The sequence below is a fragment of the Prevotella sp. genome (assembly GCF_036570325.1).
Taxonomy (GTDB): Bacteria; Bacteroidota; Bacteroidia; order Bacteroidales; family Bacteroidaceae; genus Prevotella.
The window spans coordinates 1-1,944 of sequence record NZ_DATCYK010000093.1; the positions used below are offsets into that span (position 1 = coordinate 1).

General features: G+C 31.5%; 1 protein-coding gene. It reads right to left on the minus strand.

Annotated elements, in window-relative coordinates:
• Positions 1 to 1,633 (minus strand): IS1634 family transposase (locus VIR50_RS09340; RefSeq protein WP_331934860.1); only part of this gene is annotated, 1,633 nt, incomplete at its 3' end.
• Positions 1,634 to 1,944: the final 311 nt, after the last annotated feature.

The following is a 1,944-nucleotide window of genomic DNA, read 5'->3' on the forward strand; positions in this document are numbered from 1 at the left end:
TTATCTGAGTTCTATTAAACGCTGGTATATAGTCATTCTGCTTAGTTTTAAGCATATTCATTTCTCGTAGAGTTTTTGTTATTTCACTTACTGTATATTTATTTCCTAACTTTACTTCAAGGATTCTATATACTGTAAGGGCTAAAAAGCAAATAAGAAAATGAGCTTTTATTCTCTCATCATTGCTAAGATATATCGGTCTAGCCTTGAATTCACTCTTCATTATTCTGAAACATTCTTCTATTTGCCATCTGTTTTTGTTTATTTGAGCTATTTCATGAGCTTTAGCCTCAAGGTTTGTAACAACAGCATAGAAGCCATCATACAGGGATTCTTCCATTATTTTGTTTTCATCAAGGCTTACTATTGACCTATCTGCTATTTCTCCATCTGATGTAACTTTTGTTTCGCGAATGAACCTTCTTGTATCATTATCACGAATTTTCTTAGCAGCTAGAGAACCTTTTTTTATTAGTTCATTAGCTTTGTGTATCTGATTTGATCTAATGTTTCTATGGTAGTCTCTGTATTTTATACTGTATGTTACTATAAGCTTTTCTTCAAGTCCATTTTCATTTATCCATCTTTCCTTATAGAATATGGTGTCTCTATTTTCCTCTTCTTCAATTTCATTGATATTATATAAGATAGTAGAGCCGTATTTTTTCCAACCATTAGGATCAAGAGCCCATTCTTTAAGATGTTTCTTAATTTTTTTAAGACTCTGCGTAGTTATGTAAGCCCTATCCTTAATAGAGTTGTACTTTTTATTTGCATTACTCGAAAGACCAGCATCAGTGCACACTATGAATTTAGATAGATTAAAATCTTCGATTATTTTCTTTTCAAGAGGTCTAAGAGTGGTTTGTTCGTTAGTGTTTCCACTGGTTATATCAAAGGTTAGTGGAATTCCATTGCCATCCATAAATAACCCCATCTGTACTAATGGATTAGGTCTGTTTTCTTTGGATCTCCCATATTGTCTTAGTTGACCCTCATCATCAGCTTCTTCGATTTCAAAGAAATAGTTTGTACAGTCATAGTAAAGAACACTGGCGTTTCTTTGAGTAACTTTGGTGCTATTTTTATACAATTGCGACTGTATATAGTCACTTTCTTTATTCAGAACATCAAGAGCTCTATAGACCTGATGTAGATCAAATTCAGGATGTTCAATAAACTTTTTAGATTCTTCGAATGCATTGAGTTTGGAACCGGGAAAAAGAATTCTAGTGTATATCAATCTTGAAAGAATGCTATTAAGATTATACTCGAATTTACCGTTTGAACTTATTTTTTTACAAATCTTATTAAGTCCAAGGCTATGGTAAATTGATTGAAGTGGTAGGTATCCTCCGTTAAATATTCTTTGACGATTGCTTATGGTTTGCTGAGGAAAAAGCTTCATATTTACCGGCATAATTTCAGTCTTTTTTTCCTTTTCTATTCTATTCAGATTGGCTATATAATCAAGTGCCCAAGCTTTAGCGTCAGCTACTCCGTATTTTTCCATTATCTCTGTTTCTGTTCCAAGTTTTTCAACAATAACAGTAGTTCTAGAATTTCCTTTTTTTATATCCTTCTGAACATAGAAGGAAGAAGCGTTAGCAGATTTAGATATAAGTAGTCTCATAATTCACCTCACAAAAAACATATACACCTATATTATACCACACATTACGTGCATTGCGAATACCTAAATTTTAAAATTTGACAAAAAAATTAAGGCTTTTCAAGCCTTTGAATAGTAAATCTTCGATTGCAAGTGTCAAACTCCCGGAATCATAAAATATCGTCCATAATAAACGTATATAACTACTAATATACGAACTTTATAATAAAATGATACATCAAAATACAGATAATTTCAACATAAAAAATCAAAAAAACCAAAAAAACGGGCATTTTTACGTATTATTAGCTTTTTTATTTGACTTATAGTTC